Origin of the sequence: Kangiella sp. TOML190, from assembly GCF_023706045.1 — a bacterium.
In the GTDB taxonomy this organism is placed as follows: Bacteria; Pseudomonadota; Gammaproteobacteria; order Enterobacterales; family Kangiellaceae; genus Kangiella.
In genome coordinates this window covers 1,138,701-1,159,090 of record NZ_BQYL01000001.1, presented here as the reverse complement: position 1 = coordinate 1,159,090, position 20,390 = coordinate 1,138,701, and the positions used below count along the sequence as shown (strand labels likewise).

Here is a 20,390-nt window from a genome sequence, read left to right as displayed (position 1 = left end):
AACTTATATAAAAATAAATCGTTATCGAATTAATTTTAGGGTGTTGGTCACTTCACTGATAATGCGATGCATCATCAACGTAAGTGCCCACACAAATTGTCTTATATACTGTTAAAGAACATCCCGACGAAGAACCTGCTTCGCTCGAGAGGATGCGAATTATACATTGCACCCCAAAGCTGTCAACACATTTATGAAACTTTTTTGACTCTTTGTTCACATCTTTGAAAAGCGCTACTTTTGGAGTCGTTTCATAGGGTCGGCTGACTATGTCAAAACCCTCTTTTTGCTTGGGCTTTTTGGCCGAAGCGGACGCGCATTATATAGAGCGCGATTTCCGTGTCAACATCTTTTTGAAAACAATTTTAAGGAGTTTTCAATCCGCCTTTCCTTAGACTCTTTTCGCGGCAATTAGTTTTCACATCTGCCTCGAAAGTGGAGCGCATTATAGGAGGGAAAAGGATTAGATCAACACATATTTTCAATAAATTTAAAATTAATTGGCAACCTGTTTAGAAAAGCCACAAATTGCCTTTAAATTCATCAGTTTGGCTAGAAAACCAGCAATAAAAAAGCCAGCGTGAGCTGGCCTTTTAGTGCTTAACCTATGGTTATGGCTTTAATTATACCAACGTCACAAAGGCAATTTTCTTTTTGCCCGCTTGGATCAGGTATTTGCCCGCACCCAGCATTAAGGATGGCTCTACCACTTGCCAATCCACTTTCACGCGACCATTTTTCAGCATGTCTTTGGCTTGGGCGCCATTTACTGCAAGACCCGCTCTATTAATAATGGCGCCAATCGGAAATTGCTCAGCGCCATCCAATGAAACTTCCACTTCTGGCGTGCCTTCGGGAACTTCACCTTCGACGATTAGATTACCCGCACCTTTATGGGCATTCTCCGCGGCCTCTTTATCATGAAAACGTTCGATAATTTCCTTGGCCAGCAAGATTTTAATATCCCGCGGATTAACGCCGTTGTCCACGTCCGCTTTTAGCTTTTCGATCTCCTCAAGCGGCTTAAAGGATAATAAGTCAAAATAACGCCACATTAAGGAATCTGGGATCGACAAAAGTTTTTGGTACATGACGCCAGGCGCTTCGGTGATTCCCACATAGTTATTGAGGGATTTCGACATTTTTTGCACCCCGTCCAAGCCTTCTAACAATGGCATCATCAAAACCACCTGCGGCTTTTGACCGTAATGCTTTTGCAACTCACGCCCCATTAAAAGGTTAAAGCGCTGATCGGTGCCACCCAATTCCACATCCGACTCCAGTGCCACCGAGTCGTAACCTTGCGCCAATGGATAGATAAATTCATGGATCGCAATCGGCTGCTCATTGGCGTAACGCTTTTTAAAATCATCACGCTCCAACATTCTTGCTACCGTCGAAAGGGACGTTAGCTTGATCATGCCAGCGGCACCCAGCTCATCCATCCATTTCGAATTAAACTCAATCACCGTTTTTTCAGGGTCAAGTATTTTAAACACCTGCTGTTTATAGGTTTCGGCGTTTTCCAAGATGGCTTCTTTGGTTAGCGGCTTACGGGTAACGTTTTTACCGGTAGGATCGCCAATCAAGCCCGTAAAATCACCAATTAAGAACACTACCTCGTGACCTAATTGTTGGAACTGACGCATTTTATTTAACAGAACTGTATGGCCTAAGTGTAGATCAGGAGCGGTCGGATCGAATCCGGCTTTAATGCGCATGGTTTCGCCACTTTTGAGGCGCTCAACTAGCTCGTCTTCCACTAAAATTTCATCCGCACCGCGCTTTATCTCAGCCAATGCTTTTTCAAAATCCGCCATTTTTATCCTCAAAATAGATTTTTACCGAAGAAACCTCTAAAACTCTCTTTAATTGACAAAATCTGTCGCAATCCTCCATATTTTTACAGAGAATTGAGGTTATTTTCATTATTTTGGCAAAGATACACTATCTTAGGCAGGATGCAACGAAATAATAGGGTTTAAGGCTGGAAATTTGTGCTAAGAAACGCTATAAAATAGCTAGTTTTTCACATTTTTTAACAAAATAGCTTAAAACGACTGTTTTAAGCACTTTTTTAATTGACCAATCTTTGGTCAATGGTTATCTTGACGTCAGTTTTTTTAACACCCTCTGACTGCAAGAGTTAACAATATAACTATAGTGACAAGTGACATTTGATGATCAATCGAGATTTTAAAAGCTTCGACAGCAAGAAGCCGCTGTTTGGCAAAAAGAAAAGTCCTAAAAAACCTATCTTCATTGCGGCAGTTGCCGTTGTTGGACTTTTTTCTTCATATCAGTATCTGGCCAATGAAACCAGAACCGAGCATAGTCTTGAGCAACCTCAAAATCTATCACTGATGGGAGCGGCTGAAACTCAGGTCGATAACTCTGAAACTTCCGAGCTTAAAATCGACTTAGCTCTTGAGCCAACGCCCGATACTGCTGAAATGCAGCCTCAAGCAAGTCAACAATTGGCCAAAACGGCAGAAGAATTAATCAAGCCGATCCATAAAACCATTGATGCTAGCGCTGAAATTCTAGAACCTAAAATCCAGTGGCAAACCGTCACCGTCAAAAAAGGTGATACGCTGGCAAAAATCTTCAATCGCCAAGGTTACAGCGCCAGCGACCTGCATTATTTAATGCGCTCTGGCGATAACATCAAAGTATTAAAGTCCATTCGTCCTGGCCATCATATCGAATTTGCCAAAGCTTCCCAAGACGCCAAGGATAGCGGCTTTCATAGCTTGCGCTACCCTTACAGCAAGAGCGAAACTTTGGTAGTGAATAAAACTGGCGACAAGCAGTTTAGTTCCAACATTGATAAAAAAACAATTAGCTATCAACAACGCTTCGCTACCGCGACCATTAACTCTAGCTTCTATAACGCTGGAATAGACGCCGGTTTACCCGATGGTGTGATTATGGAATTGGCAGGCGTATTTGAATATGACATCGATTTTGCCTTAGAGATCCGTAAAGGCGACTCGTTTTCCGTGTTGTACCAAGAAAAATATATCGACGGCGAAAAAGTTGGCTATGGCGATATTCTATCGGCAGAGTTTAGCAATCAAGGCGATCAATATGCCGCCGTTCAATATACCGATGAAAAAGGTCGCACTGCTTACTATACCCCAGAAGGCAAAGCCTTAAGAAAGTCTTTCTTACGCGCGCCGCTGAAGTTCAACTACGTCAGCTCAAATTTTAATCCGCGCCGTTTCCACCCGATTCAAAAGCGTGTCAAACCGCATCGCGGTGTCGATTATCGTGCGGCCACTGGCACTCCCGTTCGCGCCTCTGGCGATGGTAGAGTCATTCGTTCACAGTATGACAAATACAATGGTCATCATGTTTTCGTACAACACGGCAACAATATCGTGACCAAGTATTTGCACTTCTCTAAGCGCAAAGTCAAAAAAGGCCAACGCGTTAAGCAAGGGCAAATCATTGGTTATGTCGGCTCAACCGGTATGTCGCAAGCACCGCACTTACATTATGAGTTTGTGGTAAATGGCGTCCATCGCAACCCAAGAACGGTCAAGTTGCCGCACGCAGCGCCAGTTCGCAAAAAAGAGTTAGCTCGATTTAAAGAACAAACCAAAGGTTTATTGGCGCAGCTGGAAACTCAACGTACGGAACATTTTGCGCGTTTAAACCTGAACCCCGAAACGACCAAACTAAAACAGTAGGGAGCTTATGCCCTATTATATCGGTTTAATGTCAGGAACTAGCGTCGATGGCATCGATGCCGTCTTGTGTGATATTGAGCAAGATAAAATCCAACTAGTTTCCTCTTTGTCCTATCCGCTGCCGCTAGAACTGCAGCGCAAGCTCCACCAAATAGCCAGCGAAGATTATCAACAAGACCCCATCAATATGATGGGTTTTTTAGATGTCGAAGTTGGCCAAGTCTTCTCACAAGCCGTTGATGCGCTACTCGACAAGGCCAAAATACGCAGCCAAGAGGTGGTCGCCATTGGTTCGCACGGTCAAACCATTCGCCATATTCCTGAGCATCAACAAGCCTTTAGCCTACAAATTGGCGATCCCAATATAATCGCCGCGAATACCGGCATTACCACCATTGCCGATTTCAGACGACGTGATATGGCCTTGGGCGGCCAAGGAGCCCCTCTGGTGCCCGCCTTCCATGAGTCCATTTTTGCAAGCTCCGAACAAGCCAGAGTTATCGTCAACCTTGGCGGTATTGCCAACATTACCGTGTTAACGCCTGAGCAAGACGTTATTGGCTACGACACAGGGCCGGCCAATACCTTGCTCGATCAATGGATCAAGCAGCATTTCGGCAAAGACTTCGATCTCAACGGCTATTGGGCGCAATCAGGACAATTGATTTCTAGCTTGTTACAAGCAATGTTGGCTGATCCCTACTTTTCGCAAGCTCCGCCTAAAAGCACCGGTCGTGAATACTTCAACCTCAAATGGCTAGAGCAGTTTCAGGTTGCGCAATATACCGCTGAAGATGTGCAAAGAAGCTTACTGGAGTTAACCGCTCATTCACTGGCCGATGCTATCGACAATCACATGGATTCAGGGCAAATTTATGTTTGCGGTGGCGGCGCACATAACGATTTTCTAATTGAGCGCATCAAACATCTGCTACCTAATTTTTCGATAGCTTCTAGCTTTAAACTTGGTGTCGATCCTGACTGGGTAGAAGCCATGGCCTTTGCTTGGCTGGCACAACGCACCTTAAATCGTCAGACTGGCAACCTACCCAGTGTTACAGGCGCTTCGCAAGCCACTATTTTAGGCGCCATTTACCCGACCTGAACACGACAAAAAGACTTCTAATCTCTTGTTTTTATTGCACTTATTCTGCTCTGTCTGGTAAATTTCGCCTTGACGTCGTGGTTTATGCGATAATGTTTTTTCATAATGAAATCCAACAAACACAACAGCATTAAGATTATGTTAATAAAAAAATTACGTTTACAAAAAGGCTGGTCACAAGAACAGCTTGCTGACATCAGCGGGCTTAGCGCAAGAACCATTCAGCGGTTAGAGCGTGGTGAAAATGCCAGTTTGGAAACTTTAAAATCTTTAGCATCTGTGTTTGAAATTAATGTTGCTGAATTATCAGAGCATTATCTTTTACACACCAAAGAGGATCCCATTATGCAACCCGACACTCAACTTACTTACGATGAAGCAAAAGCCATCGAGAAAGTTAAAGAAATCAAAGGGCTTTATATCCACCTAATCATATTTTGCTTAGTCATTTCAGCACTATGGGTGTTAAATATGATGACTTCACCTAATGTTATTTGGGCTTGGTGGCCAACTTTTGGCTGGGGGATCGGTGTTGCAGGTCATGCTATCGGAGTACTCGATCTACCCTTCTTGTTCGGCGCAGAATGGGAAAAGAAACAAATAGAAAAACGGCTCGGAAGAAAGTTATAAGTTAATCAATCAAGGATATCAAATCGCCAGGCTCACAATCGAGAGCCTGGCAGATAGCAATCAATGTAGTAAACCTGATAGCCTTAGCTTTACCGTTTTTCAGTTTTGAAAGGTTGGCATGAGTAATACCAACCCTTTTTGATAGCTCGGTTAAAGTCATACCTTTTTGAATCAATAACAAATCAAGATTTATTCTGACTATCTTACTCATCAAGGCTTTCCGCTATTTAATATCTAGCTTGATATTATATCAATTAACGATATAAATACATTTTTTAACGATAAAAACACATTGTTATTCGATATACTCTGTGATTTAATTTCTAGCAATATCTACAGCAACCTCAAAAAATGACTATAGACCTTACCTTTTTATTTTATGTGCTCCCAGTATTTGCTTTGATAATGGGTGCTATTTGCTATCAGTTGGGAAAGAAAAAAACGGAAAATCCCGTTATAGCCGGATTATTAGGCTTCTTTTTATCTTTTATTCCATTTTTTGGAATAATATATTTAATTATTCTTGTGGTTAAACATGATGTCGATGTTGTATAAATCGAAAACACAAAAAAGGCGCTAACTCTTTACGAGCCGCGCCTTTTTTATTTGGTCTTCTTAAATTATTTGTTTAAAGAACGGTTACCAAAACGCTTACGGAAACGGTCAACACGGCCGCCAGTATCCAACATCTTTTGCTTGCCGGTGAAAAATGGGTGGCAAGCTGAACATACGTCCAAGTTCATGTCAGATCCAGTAGAACCAACTTCGATCACGTTACCGCAACTACAGGTCGCTTTGATAGTTTTATAATTTGGGTGGATATCAGTTTTCATAGTAGTAGATCTCTTTTTAGTGGGTCGCCATCTGGGCTATGGCCTTGCTAAACTTTTTAGCGCCACGCCAAACACGATCCGAGTACATTAAATTTCGAGCGGCGATCATACGCCTGCCGAGGACTTAGATCAAGACCTAAGATGAATCCTTCGATTTTGCCAATAAAAGGATTCACCATAAAAAAGCGGCTTAAAGCCGCTTTAAAGTTGTAACCATTTGTTTTTATTATATTTTTCTTAGTATTTCGATCAGTGTTTCTTATTTAGTCTTTGCTCATGTCAAACAAGGATAAAACCGCTACTAATAGCGCCGCAGCACCTACCATATAACCAATGTTATGCATGATTTCGCCAACAACGCCGCCCATACCCAACAAGTTATCGATTGGATATAAAGCTGTCGAAGCCATCATGAAAGCAATAGCTGCGATCAAGAAACGACGAGACTCCCCACCTGATACGTTTAAGAAACCAACCACTAGGCCGATTACAACCAATAGCGCTGGAAACCACTGTACGTCAACGAAAGCGCCAACCACAGCCAAAACCAAACCCACTAAAAACGCGATACTACCTATTTTCATGTGTCACCCCCAATTATTGATGGCTACTTCTAACGAACAGCACATCTTGTGTTTATTTTTCGTACTATTAGCAAATATTGTTGCTGGGCTAAGACTATCAGACTTTTTTACAATCGCTAGTCTGACCAGTTGCAAAATATTTCATCACTTATCCAGCCGCAGATATTGCGACTTGCTTAAACTGTGCCTATGCTAATGGCATTCAAGATTCCAAAGCTGACTTAATGCCCAACAAGAAGCTCATCGTAAGGATCGCCATTCCGGTTCCTTTGCGTCGTACTTTTGACTATTGTTATCCCGCTGCCGCCAAACCCGTGATAGGCGGACGGGTGCTGGTGCCCTTTGGGCGGCAACAACTTGTTGGTTATGTTCTTGATTTTCCAGAAGAAACTGCTATCGAGTCCGGCAAGCTTAAATCCATTGTTAAAGTGATCGATAGCCAAGCTTTGATCGATCAAGCGTTATTTACATTGATCCGCTGGTCTGCCAGTTATTATCAGCACCCAATTGGCGAGGTGTTTTCCAGCTGCCTGCCGACTTTGCTCAATAAAGGCGAGCCCGCGAGTCTAACTCCTGAATATTACTGGCACATTACCGAGCAAGGCATTCAAGCCAAGCCAGCGAAAAATGCTCATAAACAGCAGCAAATCTTGCAGTTAGCCAAGACACATGATGGCATTATTGAGAGCCAAAGCTTGCAAGCAACCGCTTTTAGCCAGGCGGATCTTAAAAAGTTAGCCGAAAAAGGCTGGTTTGAGCGAAAAGCAAAAACCGAAGAAAGTGGCGCTAAAATTAAAATCAACCCCTCATCGCTAACACTCAACAAAGAGCAACACAGCGCCTTGGCGCGGATTTATGCGGCCAAAGATCAGTTTAAAGCTTTTCTGCTTGATGGGGTGACCGCCAGCGGCAAAACCGAAGTCTATTTGCGAGCCATCGAGCAGCAATTAACCGCCGATCGGCAGGTACTAATGCTGGTACCAGAAATTGGTCTTACGCCGCAAACTTTGCGCCGGTTTGAGCAACGCTTTGATTGCCCTATCGCTATGTTGCATTCGGGAATGACCGATAAACAGCGCTTAAATCAATGGTTAAAAGCTAAGCAAGGACTTACTTCAATTGTTATTGGAACCCGTTCAGCGCTCTTTACTCCCTTCAAAAATCTAGGCCTGATCATAATCGACGAAGAGCATGATCTGTCTTTTAAACAACAAGAAGGGTTTCGTTACTCGGCGCGCGATCTGGCACTGTTTCGCGCCAACCAACTGGATATTCCTATCCTTCTCGGCTCTGCCACACCCGCTATGGAGTCGCAACTCAATGTCGCTCAAGGCAAGTTTGAACGATTGCAATTAACCCAGCGGGCAGCCGATGCCAAGCCGCCCCATTATAAGATTTTCGATGTGCGTCAACGCCATCTCAACCAGGGGATCTCCGAGCCTTTGCAGCAGTTGATGCAGCAACATTTAGATAATGGCAATCAATGTTTGGTGTTTTTAAACCGCCGCGGCTTTGCGCCTAGCCTATTGTGTCATGACTGCGGCTGGTTAGCCGAGTGTAACCGCTGTGATCGCAATATGACCTTACATCAACAACAAAAGCGTTTACATTGTCACCATTGTGATCGGCAAGTGTTTATTCCCAAACAGTGCCCCAGTTGTCAGTCGGAACAGCTACTACCCATTGGTTTAGGCACTGAGCGGCTGGAAGAAGCTTTGCAACAGATGTTTCCCAGCCAAGTTATAGCGCGGGTGGATCGGGATTCAACCCGTAAAAAAGACGCCATGAAAGAAATCGTTGCTCAGCTTAATCGTGGTGATATTGATATCGTAGTTGGCACTCAGATGTTGGCTAAAGGTCACCATTTCCCAAAGCTTACTTTAGTAGCGGTGATCGATGTGGACGGCTGCTTATTTAGCGCCGACTATCGTGCTACCGAGCGCACCGCGCAGCTACTAACCCAGGTTGCTGGACGTGCCGGTCGCGGCCAAGACAAGGGCGAAGTGGTGATCCAAAGCCATCACCCGGATCATCCGCTGCTGGTCAATTTATTTACTCAAAACTACCAACAACTCAGTGAGCAAATCCTTCAAGAAAGACAAGCAGCCCAATTGCCTCCTTACAGTGCCCAAGCGCTGCTGCGCGCCAACGCTAACCAACTAGAAAAGCCCATGGCGTTTTTACAACAAGTGGCAAATCTGCTGAATCAATATTCGCAAATTTCCGTGTTTGGCCCTTACCCTGCGCCCATGATAAAGCGCGCGGGCAAAATGCGTGGCCAACTATTATTACAAGCCGCCAGCAAAAAAGAACTACAACAGGTATTGAACGCGTGTCTTGAAACTGTGGAAAACCTTAAAACGGCCAAAAGTGTTCGCTGGTCTATCGATATTGATCCGCAAGAAGTGTTTTAGCAGCTAAAACTTGCTCTTGATAACAAGCATTTGCAAATCTTTTCACACCAGCGTATTGGTCAATACGCCAATTACCGCTAGAATAAACCGCAAAAGTACAAACCTTTGCTATAACCACTAGTAGCCGACACCGAGAGATAAGACAAAACATTTATGCCGTTTCATAAAATAGCCAATCGCAAAACTTCCGGACGCAAGTCTGCGCGCAAAAACACGCGCGCGCCGCGGCGTAAGGCTGCGCCGAAAAAACAAAAGTCACCAATGCTGTTTTTCTTTGCAGGAATATTCTTAACCCTGATCGGCGTGGTTATTTGGTTATTTATTACCCAGCCGCAAACGATTAAAGCTTGGTTTAAAACGGATCAAGCGCCCGCAGAGCAAGTGGTGACAAATCATCAAACTCAAAATAAATCCAGCAAAACCAATGGCGATGATAAACAACTGGATTATCATCAAATTTTGACTAACAAAGAATTGGCTGTAGAGAAAGATCCTACCGCCACTCAGCCACCATCCAACCGCAAATACATTATGCAATGTGGCGCATCTAAAGTTCTGGAAAAGGCTGAAAGCATGAAAGCGCAAATCGCCTTTATCGGTTTGCAAGCCAAGGTTAGCGAAAAAAATGGTTGGTATCGTGTTCAGCTCGGCCCATACCTTTCAAAGCGTGCCGCCGAAAGCGATCGCCACAAGCTACAAGATAATAACTTTCAAGACTGTCGAATTTGGTAAACAACCAATCTAAAGTCACCCCTAAACATAGCGCCTGGATTGGCGCTAGCCTAATCGCGGTTATCATTATTTTCTTTTGGCTAGTCGCACCCATCGCGCAAGACCCAAATTATCACCTTTTCTCAGACAACAACACCCTGCTAGCAGTCCCTAATTTTTGGAACGTTTTGTCTAACCTTCCGTTTCTATTTGTGGGATTGTTTGGTTTGCTCCAACTGCAGCGCAGCCAACTACAAATTCTCGCCAGCAATCGCCAAGCCTATGTCATCTTCTTTATCGGTATAGCGCTGGTCGCTTTTGGCTCAGGTTATTACCACCTTAAGCCAAGCAACCAAACCTTGGTGTGGGATAGACTGCCCATGACCTTGGCCTTTATGGCCTTTATGGCCTTTATGGCCTTTATGGCCTTATGTTCGATGTTAGTCAGCGAATTTTTATCCGAAACTTGGGGCAAACGACTACTCTATCCTTTGCTTATTGTTGGTTTAAGCTCGGTGCTCTATTGGGACTTTACCGAAAGTCACGGGGTTGGCGACTTACGCTTTTATGCTCTGGTGCAATTTATTCCCGTTATCGCCATTCCTATCATTTTGCTGGGCTGCAAATCGAGCTTTAACAGCATCAGTGGCTACTGGTGGCTATTAGCATTTTATCTTTTGGCTAAAGTATTGGAGTATTTCGATGCTCAAATCCACCAGCTCCTAGCAATAATGAGCGGCCACCCGCTAAAACATATCGCCGCCGCCACTGGCGTAGCGCTGCTACTAAAGTTTTATCGGCAACGACGAAAAACCGCTTGAATTCCCTTACTTCACCCCCATCTTTTTCCCATACTAAAATAAGCTTATTTATATAAAGATAGGAGTCCTTTGTGGAACAATATCGTGGAACCACCATTTTATCGGTGCGCCGTAATGGCAAAGTGGTGATCGGTGGCGATGGCCAGGTATCGCTTGGCAATACCATCATGAAAGGTAACGCGCGCAAAGTGCGTCGTTTATACAACAACCAAGTGATCGCAGGTTTCGCCGGCGGAACAGCCGATGCTTTTACTTTATTCGAGCGCTTTGAAGCTAAATTAGAATCCCATGGCGGCAAACTGATGCGTGCGGCGGTGGAGTTAGCGAAAGATTGGCGAACCGATCGAGCCTTACGCAAATTAGAAGCGCTATTGGCGGTTGCGGATAAAGAGCACTCTTTAATTATTACTGGTAATGGCGACGTGATCCAACCAGAAAATGATTTGATTGCTATCGGCTCTGGCGGTGCTTTCGCTCAGTCGGCTGCAAGCGCTTTGTTGCAAAAGACTGATCTAAGCGCCCGCGAGATTGTGGAAACGGGCTTAACCATTGCTGGTGATATTTGTATTTACACCAATCACAATCAGACTATCGAAGAACTGTCCTATTGAGGTCTTTTGAGCTGATTTCTTTGTCAAAGGTATGGCTCACGTATAGTCTATACACTACGCCAACCTTTTCCTCGAAATAAACTCAAAACCCTCTCAATAGAAGAAACAATTTAATATTGTAATTTCTGCAGAAGCAGGAATCTAAAACAGCGTCATTGCGGGCGGCTTTAGCCTAACGGCTGGGCTTACGAAGATTGTGACCAAAGGCAATAACTTCGTCATACTTCCTCACAATGACAAACATTTATAAAGAGATAACTATTATGTCGATGACTCCGCGTGAAATCGTACACGAACTAGATAAACACATTATTGGGCAGCAAGGGGCTAAGCGCTCGGTGGCAATTGCTTTAAGAAACCGCTGGCGCCGAATGCAGGTAGCAGAAGAGCTGCGCAATGAAATTACCCCGAAGAACATTTTAATGATTGGCCCAACGGGTGTAGGCAAGACCGAAATTGCGCGGCGTTTGGCGAAATTGGCCAATGCCCCTTTTATTAAAATCGAAGCCACAAAATTTACCGAAGTAGGCTACGTTGGGCGTGATGTTGAGTCCATTATCCGCGATCTGGTCGATGCTTCTTATAAAATGATGCGCGAGCAAGAAATGGCTAAACAAGAAAATCGCGCCATGGATGCTGCTGAAGAAAAAGTGTTAGACGCGCTTTTACCACCAGCTCGTTCCAGTACTAGCGATTCACCTTGGGATGAGGAAAATAAGCCATCAGAAGATTCTTCGGCGCGGCAGGTTTTCCGCAAGAAGCTACGCCAGGGCGATTTGGACGATCGTGAAATCGAAATTGACGTGGCACAAATGGCGGTGGGGATCGATATTATGGCACCACCGGGCATGGAAGATATGACCAATCAGCTACAATCAATGTTCCAAAACATGACGCCAGCTAAGACTAAAAAGCGCAAGCTAAAAGTTAAAGACGCCATGAAACTATTGGCCGAAGAAGAAGCGGCGAAGTTGATTGACCAAGAGGAGCTGAAAGTTAAGGCGGTTGAGGCGGTTGAACAACACGGTATTGTGTTCTTAGACGAAATCGACAAGGTCGCCAAACGCGGTGAAAATACCGAAGGCGGCGTATCGCGCGAGGGGGTACAGCGGGACTTATTGCCTTTAGTCGAAGGTTCAACCGTGAGCACCAAATATGGCATGATCAAAACCGATCATATTTTATTTATCGCTTCCGGCGCTTTCCATTTGGCTAAGCCATCAGATTTGATCCCTGAACTGCAAGGCCGCCTGCCGATTCGGGTTGAACTTCGCGCCTTAACCGTTGAAGATTTTAAGCGTATTTTAACCGAGCCAGATGCTGCCTTAACAAAGCAATACGAAGCGCTTTTGGCTACCGAAGGCAAGCAAATCGAGTTTGCTGATTCTGGGATTGAGCGGATCGCAGAGTTTTCTTATCAAGTGAACGAGCGTACTGAAAATATTGGCGCACGCCGTTTGCATACGGTTATGGAGCGCTTGTTGGACGAAGTTTCTTTTGCCGCTACCGATAGCGATGAAAAGCTGGTAATCGATGCCGACTATGTAAACCAACAGCTTTCAGAACTGGCAGAAGATGAAGATCTTAGCCGCTTTATTCTCTAAAACTAAATTATCTAGGATCTAAAGAAGCACCTACGGGTGCTTCTTTATTGGAAAATTTATTGGCTAGGCCGAGTCAAAATATAGCTCGCGGCGGCCACTATGCACAAAACTTGTAATAATATCAGCAAACCGTTAACCTTAAGCACAATACTAATAACTATAACTAATACCATCATTGAGCAAGCAATCATCTTTATTCTCGGTGCGATTGCACCCTTAAGTTCCCAGTCAGTAATAATAGGACCGAAGGTCTTATTGCTTATTAGCCATTGACGGGTTCTCGGGGAGCTTTTGCCCAATAGAAAAGCAGCAGAAATAACAAAAGGTGTGGTTGGTAATAAGGGTAAAAATAAACCTAAAGCCCCCAGTGCAAGCGCTAACCAGCCAAGAATAGTATAAAAAAGCTTGCCCATAACAAATAAATTAGAAGATAAGAATAATGGCCATTTATCTTAACCAGATAGATGCATATAAGAAAATAAATATAAAAATTGTGAAGTAAATCTCATATGAAATACCTAGTTTCAGCGCTTTCTGTCGCGTCGATATTATTAATTGATCAAGAAAATCAATCGCTTAGCAGTATTATCGGCATTCCACTCACTTTACTAGACGACCAGTCTATTTAATGATAGTATAACCACCATGAATATGAAGACTAAAGACACCCGCCAGCACATTTTAGAAGTTGGTTACCAGTTGATTGCCAATAAAGGCTTTTCAAGCGTGGGTTTAACTGAACTATTAAAAGCGGCACAGGTTCCCAAAGGTTCTTTCTACCATTACTTTAAGTCGAAGGAACAGTTTGGGGTTGAATTAATCCGAGGCTATTTCCACAACGATCATCTGCGGGCCAAGCCTCTACTAGAAGCAACGGATCAATCAGGCTACGAACGGCTGATGAACTATTGGAAGTTTTGGATCCCAAATCAGTCCGAAGCTTTTGAACTCAAGCGCTCGTTAGTAGTAGCGCTAGCTGGTGAAGTTTCGGAGCAATCTGAGCCGATGCGGGCAGCACTGGAAGAAGGCTCTCAACAGTCGATCAAGCGAATTGTAACGGCCATAGAGGCAGGCATCGCAGACGGCAGCATTAAGTCGCAAAACAGTGCGCAAGCTGCAGAGCTTTTATATAGCCTTTGGATTGGTGCAAGTTTAGTGGCCAAGGTTCGGCAAGATCACGGTATCTTTGACTTAGCGTTACGAGAAACCGAACTGAAGCTCAGTCAAGGCCCAAATTAATACGTTAAATGCGAGATTGCCTTAACCGTTAGAGATTAATGCACTCTCATGAAATATTAACGCGCTTTCTAATTAAGCGTTTTTTAAGACCTATCACTAGACGATCGGTCTAACGCAGGAGAAACCCTATGACTACTCTTAACAGAAAAATTGTTTTAGCACAGCGCCCACATGGCATGCCAACCCCAGCAGATTTTTCCTTGGAAAAAGCAAAATTGGCGACGCCAAAAAGTGGCGAAATGTTACTGCGCAATGTCTATTTATCCTTAGATCCCTATATGCGCGGCACCATGAACGAAAAAGTGCTTTATGGCGAATCCACGCCTATTGGTGGCACCATGGTCGGCGGCACCGTAGCGCAAGTGGTCGAATCAAAACACCCGGATTATAAAGAGGGCGAATGGGTCGTAGCTTTTGGCGGTTGGCAAGATTACAGCATTTCCAATGGCGAAGGCCTTATTAAACTAGGTGCTCAGCCTGAAAATCCTTCGCAGCATCTTGGTGTATTGGGCATGCCGAGTTTTACTGCCTACATGGGCTTACTCGATATCGGCAAACCACAAGCGGGCGAGACGGTTGTGGTCGGCGCGGCCACCGGTGGCGTGGGCTCGATTGTCGGCCAAGTGGCCAAAATCAAGGGCGCACGCGTAGTCGGGATCGCAGGTGGTAAGGAAAAATGCGACTTTGCCAAACAAGAATTAGGCTTTGACGAATGTATCGATCATAAAGCGGACGACTTTGCCGAGCAACTTAAGCAAGCTTGCCCCGATGGTATTGATGTCTATTTCGAAAACATTGGCGGCAAGGTATTTTCCGCAGTCTGGCCAATGCTCAATGTTAAGGCGCGTGTACCCCTGTGTGGCATCATTTCTCACTTCAATGATACTGAATTACCCGCAGGTCCAGATCAAACACCAGCTATTTTCGCCCACCTGCAAACCAAGCGTATCACCACTCAGGGTTTCTTGATTTTGGACGACTATGGTGATCGTTATCCTGAATTTGCCGAGCAAATGCTCAAATGGTATCAGCAAGGCAAAATCAAGTATCGCGAGCAGCTAATTGATGGCTTGGAATCTGCTCCAGAAGCCTTGATCGGCATGTTACAAGGCTCGAATTTCGGCAAGGTCGTGATTCAAACCAATCAACCGTTAGCAGCCTAAAGCAATGGCTTAAGGAGAATCCAATGATTACGTTACATCATTTAAATCAATCTCGCTCTAAGCGCATTATTTGGTTATTAGAAGAGCTAGGACTTGAATATAAACTGATACCTTATCAGCGCGATGCGGTGACTTTTTTAGCTCCGCCAGAGTTAAAATCGGTCCACCCGCTGGGTAAGTCACCCGTGGTAGAGGATAAGGGTGTGGTGATTGCTGAATCTGCTGCGATTACCGATTATTTGATCGAAAAATACGGTCAAGGCCGCTTGGCACCGGAAAAACATAGCCACGACCATATCGAGTATATGCAATGGCTACATTTTGCTGAAAGCTCTGGGGTCTTGCCACTATTATTGCAAACCTTTATCGACTTGGACAAAGCCGAAACCACCTTCTTGAAAGGTTATGCCGATAGCGAAGCACGCAAGATCATGAGCTACTTGGATCAGTCCATGCACGATAAAACCTTTTTAGTCGGAGAAACCTTAAGCGGCGCTGACATTATGATCTCCTTTATATTGGAGTGGTTACATAAAAACGGTAGTTTAGCGGATTTTCCAAATTTGGAGTCCTACTACAAACGCTTATTGCTGATCCCTGCTTATCAAAAAGCCAATTTAATTGAGGCCGAACACGCTAATACTGATTAGCCGTGAATATCGATTTTGTCATAAACCTTCCCTACCTATAGGGATTTTTGGTGGGCTTTTAGCCCACCTTTTTTTACATCACCTCCATCAATGATGGGATTATAGCGCTAGCCAACTCTTGCAGAACACGAGGTACCATAGCTTCATTTTTCAATAGGGCAAACCCTGTTGACACTGCGCGCTTACTCTAAAACTGATTTAAGCTCATCTTTGTAACGCCTAGACATTCTCAGCGTTTTATTTCCTTTTAGAGTCACTTCTTGATCCCCTGAATCTAGACTCCTAATTTCTCTAATTTGATCAATTCTAACAATTGTTGATCTGTGGATTCTGACAAAATCATTTTTAGCCAATGTTTGTTGCATACGAGTCATGGTCTGCCGTAGTGGATAAACTCTATCACCCACATGCAGATTAAGATAATTACCAGCAGACTCTATCCACTCAACATCATCCAGCTCAACAATAAATTCTTTTCCAAATTTTTTTATCAATAATCGCTTAGTTACAGATCCCTGCCGAATATTATCTGCTTCTAACTCTCCCTTGCCAACAAACGTTGCCTCCCCATCTAACCTAGACAAAATAAATCGATAGGTATACAAAATAAACATGAAAGCCAGATAAGCCAGTAGGACTTTTCTGTATTCATAGATAAAGCCTATTAAAAAAGGACCAAATTCATAATCTGCTGCATAAACTCTGTATACCCAACTCCGAATCACTATTATCCCAAGGGTAAAGGCCAAAGCGTAAGGAATGGTAAAGAGGAAGTGCAGCCCAATATTTCTCAACAACTTAGGGCCATTTAGAGAAAATTTTTGATCAAACCATAGCAGCGGTATTATCAGAATTAACAAAACTAAACTAGCCGAGTATTCCCAAACAAAAGGCTGCCAATACGGCTGGGAATTATCATTCCTATACCGATCAATAATGATAGAGGTTGCATTGACGGAGCTGACAACTAGCAGCAGCACAACCCAAAATGCTATCTCATAAAATCTCTGGTACCGCTTAAAGTGTTCAAACATATTAAGTAATATTCAACTTTTTAATTATTATTACAGGATATTTGTATTTTTGCTCAAGAGCTCATCACTGTATTTCACCGAATATCCCAATTTAGGAGTAATCCAGCACTTAACACTAGAATAAAGATGATCTTTTTGCTGTATTGGATTTTCTAAAAAAACCGAACTACACAAGCATTATGAACCGCACACCCCAGATCATAAGACGCTATGATTTAGACTGGCTAAGAGTTATTGCTTTTATTTTACTGATTTTTTATCACGTTGGGATGATGTATGTTAGCTGGGGTTGGCACATAAAAAGCACTTATATTAGTAGCAACCTTGAATATTTAATGTTGATGCTCAATCAATGGAGAATTCCCTTGCTGTTCTTTGTCTCAGGGTGTGCGATTTTTTTTGCATCAACCAGATACCATGACCGTCAGTTACTCAAATTACGAGTTCAACGCTTATTACTGCCTATCATCTTCGGAATTTTAGTCATTGTGCCACCTCAATTATATTTCGAAATGCTATACGATGGTGCTTTAAGCGCAAAAACCACTAATTACCTAGAGTTTTACTGGCAGTATTTAGACAAAAATAGTGAGCTTTTCCGAGGTTACGAAACTCCCTTATGGGGACACATGACATGGAATCATATGTGGTTCGTTGTTTATCTATTATTCTTTTCCATATTCTTTTACGGAATGAAAAAACTACCCTTATCGTCATTTTCAGAACGTGCATACTCCATAATATTCCCAGCTGATAGATTAAAACTTCTACTCATTCCTTGCTTACCCTTTTTGCTACTAGGTCTAGTATTGCGTGAGCCATTCCCCTCTACCTATGCTTTTTATAACGATTGGTATAACAATTTATTCTTTTTTACCTTTTTTATTTATGGATACTGGCTTGCAAAAAACAATTCAATTTGGCAACTGACTGATCAACACCGCCGCTACTTTTTAAGCGTTGCTCTAAGTTGCTATACCCTGCTGATGCTGATGAACACCCTTCCAGACGACGTGACTTGGATTCCAGAGTGGGTCGAGTCGATCATTGATAGGATTATTCTCTATATTCGTTATATTAATACTTGGGCATGGATTTTAATGCTGTGTGGCTTTGCTCACCACTATCTTAATAAGAATAGTCGCTATCTTCGATATCTAAATGAAGCCGTGTTTCCGTATTATATTTTACACCAAACCATTACCATTGTTATTGGCTATCCATTGACACAGTTAGGGTTGGGGCGGATTATTGAACCCAGCCTGATCATTATTGGCACTTTCCTATTATCGGCACTTGGATTTGAGATCGTGAAGCGAATCAATATCTTACGACCTTGGTTTGGTTTGAAAAAGTCAAGCATAAACAGTCAAAATTAACAGACACCCTGACTAGCCAATAATCATGATAGCGCGTATGATTTGCTCAATTAGTTTGAAATCATACAGCTATGCGAGCCCCGCCAACTAAAATCAAACTCAAGCAAGCCTCACGCCAATTGGAAGTGGCTTTCGAGGGTCAGACTCTTTTATTGCCCTACGAATACTTGCGGGTATTCTCGCCTTCGGCTGAAATTCGCGGACATGGCAATCAACAAATGCTAATCGTTGGCGGCAAAAAAGAAGTGCAAATCACCAACCTCGAAGCCGTTGGCCAGTACGCCATTAAACTGACTTTTGATGACGGTCATGACAGCGGCTTGTATAATTGGCAAACCTTGTATGAATTAGGCCGTGATTATGCTGCCAATTGGCAGTATTATCTAAAACAATTAGCAGCGGCAGGACTACAGCGCTCAGCCGATCCGAGCGTTGGCCATTTTGACCCCAAGCAAAAGAATTAATCATGACAGAACAAAAGAAATCATCCGCCGATCAAGCGACTAGCGAAAATAGCGGCTCAAACACCCATGATAATACCACTCATTTTGGCTACGAAACGGTAGCAAAAGCCGATAAGCAGGCAAAGGTAGCAGAGGTTTTTCACTCGGTCGCTGGTAAATACGATGTGATGAATGATCTCATGTCTTTTGGTGTTCATCGCTTGTGGAAACGTTACACCATCGAGCGGGCGGCAGTTCGACCAGGTCAGAAAATTTTGGATATTGCTGGCGGTACTGGCGATCTCACCGCAAAGTTTTCCAAGCTGGTAGGCGAAAAAGGCCAAGTTGTGTTGGCAGACATTAACGACTCGATGTTAAAAGTTGGGCGCAGCAAGCTAGTCGATAGCGGCATCGTTGGCAATGTGGAATATGTCCAAGCCAATGCCGAAAGTTTACCCTTTCCGGATAATTATTTTGATCGCATCACCATTGCCTTTGGTTTGCGTAACGTAACGGAAAAAGCAAAAGCCCTAACATCCATGTACCGGATCTTAAAACCTGGCGGTAAATTGCTGGTGTTAGAGTTTTCAAAGCCAGTTCTTCCTGCCTTATCCAAGGTCTATGATGCTTATTCATTTTCTTTGCTGCCTTTTATGGGCAAACTGGTTGCTAATGACGCCCAAAGCTATCAATATTTGGCTGAGTCGATCCGGATGCATCCCGATCAAGATACGCTCAAAAGCATGATGCAAGACTCTGGTTTTGATGAAGTAGATTATACTAATTTAACCGGTGGCGTGGTCGCCTTGCACCTTGGTAAGAAGTATTAATGCTGATCGCCCTGCTTGCTCCTACTATCGAAACCCTTATCAATCAGGTCGTCACACTCGACCCTGATGCGAAATCACGCTTGCAAGCACTAGACAGTAAAATTATCAAAATTGACTTAACCGATCTCAAGCAATCAATTTTTTTTGTGATTGATGACGACTATATTTTAGTCAAAGACACTGTTGAGCAAAAACCAGATGCCGAGCTCACCGGCAACAGCCTGGCTTTTTTTAACTTAGCATTATCCCAACAACAAGATCCGTTATTTAAAGGTGAAGTTTTATTTGCTGGCGAGATCCAAACCGCACAAAAATTTCAAAGTTTTTTTGAACAGCTGGATATAGATTTGGAAGAACACCTCTCTCAATACACAGGCGATATAGTTGCTCATCAACTTTTTACCACGGGCAAAAAATTTCACGGTTGGGCAATGAACACCTTGGATACTGCTAAGCTCAATCTTAGCGAGTACCTAAGATTTGAAGCTAGAGCCACTCCAGCTTCGATAGAACTGGAAAACTTTTATGATGAGGTAGCGGATCTAACTTCTGATTTGGAGCGATTAGCACAAAGAGTTGAGCGACTGGTTTTACGACAAGAGCGCTTAAAACAAGAATCTCAATTCTCTGAAAGTCCATAGAAC

Annotated in this window: 22 protein-coding genes; 16 read left to right on the top strand and 6 right to left on the bottom strand. The window is 43.5% G+C overall.

Annotated features, from left to right (window positions below):
* Positions 1 to 623: 623 nt before the first annotated feature.
* Positions 624 to 1,820, bottom strand: coding sequence for a tyrosine--tRNA ligase (tyrS, locus tag NFS34_RS05630; RefSeq protein WP_251358972.1), 1,197 nt, complete (start codon positions 1,818 to 1,820; stop codon positions 624 to 626).
* A gap of 360 nt (positions 1,821 to 2,180) precedes the next feature.
* Between tyrS and NFS34_RS05625 the strand changes: the two genes are divergently transcribed.
* From NFS34_RS05625 to NFS34_RS05615, 3 genes are all read left to right on the top strand, one after another.
* Entirely contained in the window at positions 2,181 to 3,695 is a 1,515-nt protein-coding gene (locus tag NFS34_RS05625; protein ID WP_251358971.1) for a peptidoglycan DD-metalloendopeptidase family protein, read from the top strand.
* 7 nt (positions 3,696 to 3,702) lie between these two features.
* Entirely contained in the window at positions 3,703 to 4,800 is a 1,098-nt protein-coding gene (locus NFS34_RS05620; protein WP_251358970.1) for an anhydro-N-acetylmuramic acid kinase, read from the top strand.
* A 138-nt stretch (positions 4,801 to 4,938) separates the two neighbouring features.
* A complete protein-coding gene (locus NFS34_RS05615; protein WP_251358969.1) occupies positions 4,939 to 5,430 on the top strand; it encodes a helix-turn-helix domain-containing protein in 492 nt (163 codons plus the stop codon).
* Position 5,431: 1 nt separating this feature from the next.
* On the opposite strand, the gene NFS34_RS05610 is transcribed toward NFS34_RS05615, so the two are convergent.
* Entirely contained in the window at positions 5,432 to 5,641 is a 210-nt protein-coding gene (locus NFS34_RS05610) for a helix-turn-helix transcriptional regulator (protein WP_251358968.1), read from the bottom strand.
* A 140-nt stretch (positions 5,642 to 5,781) separates the two neighbouring features.
* On the opposite strand from NFS34_RS05610, the gene NFS34_RS11640 reads away from it, so the two are divergent.
* Positions 5,782 to 5,985, top strand: a complete 204-nt coding sequence (locus tag NFS34_RS11640; protein WP_376707933.1) for a hypothetical protein — start codon at positions 5,782 to 5,784, stop codon at positions 5,983 to 5,985.
* Between the two features lie 65 nt (positions 5,986 to 6,050).
* Here the strand turns inward: NFS34_RS11640 and rpmE are convergent, their stop codons facing one another.
* Entirely contained in the window at positions 6,051 to 6,263 is a 213-nt protein-coding gene (rpmE, locus tag NFS34_RS05605; RefSeq protein WP_251358967.1) for a 50S ribosomal protein L31, read from the bottom strand.
* Positions 6,264 to 6,526: 263 nt separating this feature from the next.
* Positions 6,527 to 6,847 carry a hypothetical protein gene (locus NFS34_RS05600; protein ID WP_251358966.1) on the bottom strand — a complete coding sequence of 107 codons (321 nt, stop codon included), beginning with the start codon at positions 6,845 to 6,847 and terminating at the stop codon, positions 6,527 to 6,529.
* Between the two features lie 224 nt (positions 6,848 to 7,071).
* Between NFS34_RS05600 and priA the strand changes: the two genes are divergently transcribed.
* From priA to hslU, 5 genes are all read left to right on the top strand, one after another.
* A complete protein-coding gene (gene priA, locus NFS34_RS05595; protein WP_251358965.1) occupies positions 7,072 to 9,261 on the top strand; it encodes a primosomal protein N' in 2,190 nt (729 codons plus the stop codon).
* Positions 9,262 to 9,414: 153 nt separating this feature from the next.
* Positions 9,415 to 9,993, top strand: a complete 579-nt coding sequence (locus tag NFS34_RS05590) for an SPOR domain-containing protein (protein ID WP_251358964.1) — start codon at positions 9,415 to 9,417, stop codon at positions 9,991 to 9,993.
* Positions 9,987 to 10,793, top strand: coding sequence for a ceramidase domain-containing protein (locus NFS34_RS05585; protein WP_251358963.1), 807 nt, complete (start codon positions 9,987 to 9,989; stop codon positions 10,791 to 10,793). The genes NFS34_RS05590 and NFS34_RS05585 overlap by 7 nt, the downstream gene beginning before the upstream one ends.
* Positions 10,794 to 10,864: 71 nt before the next feature.
* The gene (gene hslV / locus NFS34_RS05580; RefSeq protein WP_251358962.1) at positions 10,865 to 11,404 is read left to right on the top strand and encodes an ATP-dependent protease subunit HslV; all 540 of its coding nucleotides are present in this window, start codon (positions 10,865 to 10,867) and stop codon (positions 11,402 to 11,404) included.
* Between the two features lie 263 nt (positions 11,405 to 11,667).
* Positions 11,668 to 13,008 (top strand): ATP-dependent protease ATPase subunit HslU, encoded by a 1,341-nt coding sequence (gene hslU / locus NFS34_RS05575; protein ID WP_251358961.1) that lies wholly within the window; start codon positions 11,668 to 11,670, stop codon positions 13,006 to 13,008.
* A 56-nt stretch (positions 13,009 to 13,064) separates the two neighbouring features.
* On the opposite strand, the gene NFS34_RS05570 is transcribed toward hslU, so the two are convergent.
* Entirely contained in the window at positions 13,065 to 13,421 is a 357-nt protein-coding gene (locus NFS34_RS05570) for a YbaN family protein (protein WP_251358960.1), read from the bottom strand.
* 232 nt (positions 13,422 to 13,653) lie between these two features.
* Here NFS34_RS05570 and NFS34_RS05565 point away from each other — a divergent pair, with 232 nt between their 5' ends.
* The 3 genes from NFS34_RS05565 (at position 13,654) to NFS34_RS05555 (ending at position 16,060) form a co-directional block, all read left to right on the top strand.
* A complete protein-coding gene (locus tag NFS34_RS05565; protein WP_251358959.1) occupies positions 13,654 to 14,247 on the top strand; it encodes a TetR/AcrR family transcriptional regulator in 594 nt (197 codons plus the stop codon).
* A gap of 128 nt (positions 14,248 to 14,375) precedes the next feature.
* The gene (locus tag NFS34_RS05560) at positions 14,376 to 15,410 is read left to right on the top strand and encodes an NADP-dependent oxidoreductase (protein WP_251358958.1); all 1,035 of its coding nucleotides are present in this window, start codon (positions 14,376 to 14,378) and stop codon (positions 15,408 to 15,410) included.
* Positions 15,411 to 15,433: 23 nt separating this feature from the next.
* Complete coding sequence (locus NFS34_RS05555) at positions 15,434 to 16,060, top strand: glutathione S-transferase family protein (RefSeq protein WP_251358957.1); 627 nt, start codon at positions 15,434 to 15,436, stop codon at positions 16,058 to 16,060.
* A gap of 182 nt (positions 16,061 to 16,242) precedes the next feature.
* Here NFS34_RS05555 and NFS34_RS05550 read toward each other — a convergent pair whose 3' ends face one another.
* A complete protein-coding gene (locus NFS34_RS05550; protein WP_251358956.1) occupies positions 16,243 to 17,040 on the bottom strand; it encodes a LytTR family DNA-binding domain-containing protein in 798 nt (265 codons plus the stop codon).
* A 233-nt stretch (positions 17,041 to 17,273) separates the two neighbouring features.
* Here NFS34_RS05550 and NFS34_RS05545 point away from each other — a divergent pair, with 233 nt between their 5' ends.
* From NFS34_RS05545 to NFS34_RS05530, 4 genes are all read left to right on the top strand, one after another.
* Complete coding sequence (locus NFS34_RS05545) at positions 17,274 to 18,473, top strand: acyltransferase family protein (RefSeq protein WP_251358955.1); 1,200 nt, start codon at positions 17,274 to 17,276, stop codon at positions 18,471 to 18,473.
* Between the two features lie 71 nt (positions 18,474 to 18,544).
* Positions 18,545 to 18,937: a gamma-butyrobetaine hydroxylase-like domain-containing protein gene (locus NFS34_RS05540; protein ID WP_251358954.1), complete on the top strand. Its 393-nt coding sequence runs from the start codon at positions 18,545 to 18,547 to the stop codon at positions 18,935 to 18,937.
* A gap of 2 nt (positions 18,938 to 18,939) precedes the next feature.
* Positions 18,940 to 19,746, top strand: a complete 807-nt coding sequence (gene ubiE / locus NFS34_RS05535; RefSeq protein WP_251358953.1) for a bifunctional demethylmenaquinone methyltransferase/2-methoxy-6-polyprenyl-1,4-benzoquinol methylase UbiE — start codon at positions 18,940 to 18,942, stop codon at positions 19,744 to 19,746.
* Positions 19,746 to 20,387, top strand: coding sequence for an SCP2 domain-containing protein (locus tag NFS34_RS05530; RefSeq protein WP_251358952.1), 642 nt, complete (start codon positions 19,746 to 19,748; stop codon positions 20,385 to 20,387). Before ubiE ends, NFS34_RS05530 begins: the two co-directional genes overlap by 1 nt.
* Positions 20,388 to 20,390: the final 3 nt, after the last annotated feature.